At 76.2% G+C, this 5006-nt stretch carries 3 protein-coding genes and 2 pseudogenes; 2 read left to right on the top strand and 3 right to left on the bottom strand.

Going from position 1 to position 5006, the window contains the following annotated elements; translation table 11 throughout:
- Positions 1 to 345: pseudogene (locus I6A81_RS46465) on the top strand (DUF6895 family protein); the annotation flags it as partial.
- 53 nt (positions 346 to 398) lie between these two features.
- Here I6A81_RS46465 and I6A81_RS40335 read toward each other — a convergent pair.
- Entirely contained in the window at positions 399 to 890 is a 492-nt protein-coding gene (locus tag I6A81_RS40335) for a MaoC/PaaZ C-terminal domain-containing protein (protein ID WP_203007986.1), read from the bottom strand.
- On the bottom strand, positions 887 to 1354 hold the full coding sequence (locus I6A81_RS40330; RefSeq protein ID WP_203007985.1) for an FAS1-like dehydratase domain-containing protein: 468 nt from the start codon (positions 1352 to 1354) through the stop codon (positions 887 to 889). The genes I6A81_RS40335 and I6A81_RS40330 overlap by 4 nt, the downstream gene beginning before the upstream one ends.
- Positions 1355 to 1784: 430 nt before the next feature.
- Between I6A81_RS40330 and I6A81_RS40325 the strand changes: the two genes are divergently transcribed.
- A complete protein-coding gene (locus I6A81_RS40325; protein ID WP_203007984.1) occupies positions 1785 to 2957 on the top strand; it encodes a hypothetical protein in 1173 nt (390 codons plus the stop codon).
- Between the two features lie 336 nt (positions 2958 to 3293).
- Here I6A81_RS40325 and I6A81_RS44515 read toward each other — a convergent pair.
- Positions 3294 to 5006: pseudogene (locus tag I6A81_RS44515) on the bottom strand (hypothetical protein); the annotation flags it as partial.

Raw genomic sequence — 5006 nt, 5'->3', positions numbered from 1 at the left:
GGCGGGGCGGGGGGCCCGCCCGGGGGGCGGCGCGGCCGGCCTCCTGGCCGCGCGGCCCTCGAGTTCAGCGGACCAGCAGACCCAGCCCCACGGCGCGCAGGCGCGCCTCCGCGGAGCTACGCCCACGAGCGAAGCGAGGCGGTTCCCCGGTGGGGGTTTTGCCTGGATCGGGGCTGGTGGGATCTCGTAACCGAGCTGGTGCGCAGGCGTGCCTGCGCGGAGGCCCGGCCACGAGCGAAGCGAAGTGGCCGGGCCGCAGCGGAGGTCGCCGGAGCGCACGTGAGCGGAGGAGGACGCGGCGCGGAGGTCCCTTGCGGAGCGCAGCGGAGCAAGGGGCCGGAGCGCCGTGCCCGGACGGAGCGAACCAAGAAACACAGCCCGGACGGAGCGAACCAGAGTTACAGCGGGACGACGAAGGTCGCCTCGCCCCTGATGTGCGTGCCGCCGGTCTGGCGGGTGACGAGCAGCGCCAGGTCGACGAGGCGCTGGCCGTTCTCCTCGCGCAGCCCGGTGATCGTGGCGGTGTAGGTGAGGACGTCGCCCGGCCAGGCCTGCTCGCGGAACTGGACGGCGAACCGGCGCACGTTCGCGGCGCCCAGCCAGTCCGTCACGTAGGTGCCGAGAACACCGGCCTGCAGCATGCCGACCGCGAACACCGTCGGGAACCCGGCGGCCCGCGCGAACTCCTCGTCGTGGTGGATCGGGTTCATGTCGCCGGAGGCGCCCTGGTACCGGACGAACTCGGTGCGGGTGAGCGGCTGGTCGACGAACGGCGCCGGCCCCGCGCCGACGGCGAGGTCCTCCCAACGGACCCGCTGGCTCGGCTTCGCCGATCCGGCGGCGTTTCCGGACGTCTCGCGGCCCGCCGCGCGGGTGGCGGTGGTGGTCATCGGGCGCCGTCCTTCCCGCCGGCCTGGTCGGCGGCGTTCTCCGGCGCCTGGCCGGTAATGATCACGGTGTTCCTGGCGGAGGCGACCGGGCGTCCGTCCGGGGTGCGGAACTCCTGCACGATCTCGACGAAGCGCATCGTGCCGCCGCGCCTGCCCTCCTTGACGTAGTCGGCCGCGATCCGTGCCTGGCCGACCAGCCGGGTGCCGGCGCGCGGTGGTTCGCCGTGGAAGACGAACTCCTGGCCGCCGTGTAACACCCGGCCGGGATCGATCTCGTCGAAGCCGTCGATCTGCTCCCAGGGCACCAGCGCGCCGTCGGACCAGAACGCCGACGTCATCAGGAAGGTGACGGGGGAGACCGGCCGCTCCGCGGCCAGATGGTCGGGATTGCGCGACTTGGTCGCCCGGGCGAACTCGCGGATCTTGCCGAGCTCGACCTCCATCGTGTAGCCGGGGCCGGGCATGCGGGCTCCTTCCTTCACCGCGCGCCGCCCGGCGCCGGGTCGCGGCGAACCCGGGCGGACGCGCGGAGCGATCGGCCGAGAAGGCGCGCCACGCGCGGCTGGTGCGCCTCTCAAGGTCACCAGGTCCCTTGGCCGCGTTTGGCGCGGCGAGGTCCTCCTTCGCGCCTCCGGCGGCTGTCGGGGGTCGCCCGGCCGTTCGGGACCGGGTTCTGCAAGGCTGCCACGGAGTTTCCGCAGATGCATTGAGATCGCCGGCCGTGTCCCGAAGCATCGTCTTCTTGCCCTCGAAATCTCCCGTTCGCCCCGCGCCGGCGGGGCCCGTCCGGGCGCGTCGCCACCCCGGCGCGTCCGCCGACCGACACCCGACAACGGTCACGGAAACGAGCAATCTCCCCACGGACGGCCGTGCCCGCCCCTAGGCTCGGCGGCGATGGAGCAACGAACGGTGGACGACGGACGGCGCCGCGGGGGCCTCAACCGGCGCGGCAACGCCGCCGGCGCCCGCGACGTCCGGCCACCCACCCCGCCGCTGTCCGGGCCGCTGACCGGCCCCCTGACCGGGCCGTCGACCATACCGCTGACCGGCATCCGCGCCGCGAGCCCATCCGGGCGCCACCGCTCGCCCTGGGGGACCTCCGGGCGGATCCTGCGGCCGCGGTGGGGCCGGATCGCGGCGGGCACCCTGATGGCCGTCGCCATCGTCGGCGGCCTCGTCGGCTTCGCGCTGCTCAGCGCCGGTGGAGGGAACACCGACGGCGACGAGGACGGCTCCGCGCCGGCCGCCCATCAGACCGACGACACCAGCCAGGTGACGGTCGCCGGCCCGTCCGCGACCGCGGGCCCGCCCGGGACGGCCAGCGCCAGCCCCGCCCCCGGGTCCGGGCTCGGCCTGCTCCCGACCATGCTTCCGGTGCCGCCACCGCCCACGGCGGTGGCGAGCACGGCGACCCGGATCGCCACCCCGGCGGGGCCACGCCCCACCGGCCCCGCGCTCGTCCTCGCGCGGACCGGCGTCGACCTCGGCTCGGTCGACTCCACCGACAGCGTCGACCTGTCCAACACGGGCTCGGCGCCGCTGACCGTGCGGGTCGGAGCGCTGCCCTCCTGGTTGACCGCGGTACCGCGCGCGAGCCGCCTCGACCCCGGCTACGGGACCCAGCTCGTGATCACCTTGGACCGGGTGGCCGCGCCCGTCGGCCGGCTCGACGTGCCCATCGAGGTCACCCCGGCGTCGGGCGGTGGCGGCGGGACGATCCGCGTGACGGCGGTCGTCACCGCCGGTCCCCGGATCCTCTCCGTAACGCCGCCGTCGCTGCGCGCGCAGGACTGCGCGACGGACGGCGCTCCGGCGACGGGCACGCTGACCGTCGAGGTCCAGGACCCGGTGGGCATGGCCGGCGGGACGGTCGCCGTGACCGGCCCGGACGGAGCGACGGCGACCCTGGCGCTGAGCCTCGACTCGACGATCGACGACCGCTCCACCTGGACCGCCCAGCTGGGCCCGTCACCCGCCGGCGTACTGGGCTACACGGTTACCGTGAAGGACCTGAACAACCGGGTGGCGACCCACGAGGGCTCGCTCACCGTAGCCACCTGTTCCTAAGCGCGCCGATGCTCACGCAATTGCGTTGTAATTTGCGGCGACGGTCATGTGGTTGTTACATCACCTACCCAATGGGCCTTGCCAGAAATTGCTGGTCCGATGTCTTGTGCGACCTTCGGGTAGCTGACAAAATCAGAAGTTAGTGCCGCCCGGTACCCCCCGAGCCGGGCGGTGCTCCTATTTGTGCCGTACCCGCGACCGCCCTCCTCGAGGCGGTCGCGCCTCCTCGGACCGAGTTCCAGGCCTCCTGCCGGGAGTTATGCCTTCCGGTCCCGCCGCGGCCGGCGCGCGGGCCGCGGCCCGGTCAGACCGCGTGGACGCCGCTGGCCGAAGGTGTCAGGTGGGGCGGCGGTAGACGCGGGTGGCGGCGAGGACGCCGGTGGGGGAGTCGACTGTGTCGGAGGCGCCGGGGAGGCCTCGGCGCAGGTGCTCCTCTACCCGGAGGTATTTGCGCCCGGCCCGGAGATCCGCATCGTTCCGTAGGCGGACTACCAGCGGAAACGCGGCCAGGGCCGCGGTGTCGAACAGGCCCGTGGTGTAGACGAGCTGGACGCCCAGGCGGTCGGCGACCGCGAGCTGCAGGTCGAGCAGATAGCCGGCGGAGGCCCGGCCGATCGGGTTGTCGAGGAACAGCACGCCGGCGTGCGGGGTGCGCAGCTGGCCGCGGTCGTTCGCGCGCAGCGCGGCCATCGTGCAGTACAGGATGATCGCCGCCGTGAGCTGCTGCCCGCCGGAGAACACGTCGCCCAGCTCGGAGACCCGGACCCGCTCCGTGCGCAGCACCGCGTCCGGCTTGAGCACCTCGACCCGCGCCCCGCGCGGCAGCGCGGCCCGCACGCCGCGCAGCAGCAGCGCCATCCCGTCGAGGCGGGCCACCGGCGCCCGGCCAGTCCCGGCGGTGCCGCCGGGACCGCCGTGGCCGCCCACAGCCGCCGCCTCGGTGGTCGCCGACCCGCGCCCGGGGCCGGCACCCGCGCCGGCCTGGCCGACGGCGGCGGACGCGGCGGCGTCGACGACCTCCCCGAGGGCGTCGGCGAGAGTGGCCGCGTCCGGGTCGGTGAACGAGATGCGCAGGAACTCCTGGCCAGACCAGTCACCCAGCTGGTCGGGCAGCCGCGACAGCCGCTGGGCGGCGCGCAGCGTGCCGAGCGCGGCCCGGACCATGCCCTCCAGCCGGGCGACGATCGCGGCCCGGTTGCGGCCGATGTGCGCGAGGTCGTCGTCCAGGCTGCGCAGCCGCGGCGCGAGCGCGTCGGCCCACGCGGCCGCGTGGGCCGCGACCGCGTCCCGGCCGGCCCGGACCATCTGCCGGCGCGCCGGCGCCCGCACGCCCTCGAACCGCTCCAGCCCGGCCCAGGCGGCCACCGCGTCCGCCGCCGCCCGCACCGTCGCGGCAGCGGCGGCGAGCCGGGCGTTCGCCTCCCGCCAGCCGTCGCGGGCCGCCCTTGCCGCCGCGCGCGCGTCGTCCGGGCCACCGGCGAACGCGTCGACCGTCGCCCCGGCGGCGCCGTCACCGGGATCACCGGCGGGCGCCGCGCCGCCAGGCCCGGCGTCGCCCGCCGCGGCGGTGACGCCGGCCGTGACGCCGGCCGCGGGGTCGTCGCGGCGGGCGGTGTCGGCCAGCGCGTCACTCAACGTCTCGGCGACCGCGCGAAACGCGGCGAGCGTGCCGTCATGCGCCTCGGCGAGCACCCCGAGCCGCTCACGCGCCGCCCGGGCACGCCCCAGCCCCGCCTCGGCGGAGCGGGCGGCGCCATACGCGGCGGTGAGCAGCGTCTCGGCATGCCGCGCGTCGACGGGGAGCCGGTCGCCGGTGAGCGGCCGGACCCCCCGGCGGCGGGCCTCCTCGGCGGCGGCGCGGCTCTCCTCGCGCAGCCCACCGATCCGTTCCCGCGTCTCGTCCAGCTCGGCGGTGAGGGCCTCCGCCCGGCGCGCGGCGCTGGCGGCCGCCGCGGCACGCGCGCCGGCGTCCGCGCCGTCCGGACCGTCGAGCAGCTCCCGGGCCGCCCGGCGGACCTCCGGGGCGAGCGCGTCGAGGGCGGACCGGGC

Origin of the sequence: Frankia nepalensis (assembly GCF_016786325.1) — a bacterium.
GTDB classification, from domain to species: domain Bacteria; phylum Actinomycetota; class Actinomycetes; order Frankiales; family Frankiaceae; genus Pseudofrankia; species Pseudofrankia nepalensis.
This window is presented reverse-complemented; position numbering and strand designations above follow the sequence as displayed.

Coding starts and splice junctions, on each gene's coding strand:
- I6A81_RS40325 (WP_203007984.1), top strand. CDS start 1,785: ATGGAGCAACGAACGGTGGACGACGGACGGCGCCGCGGGGGCCTCAAC.
- I6A81_RS40335 (WP_203007986.1), bottom strand. CDS start 890: ATGACCACCACCGCCACCCGCGCGGCGGGCCGCGAGACGTCCGGAAAC.
- I6A81_RS40330 (WP_203007985.1), bottom strand. CDS start 1,354: ATGCCCGGCCCCGGCTACACGATGGAGGTCGAGCTCGGCAAGATCCGC.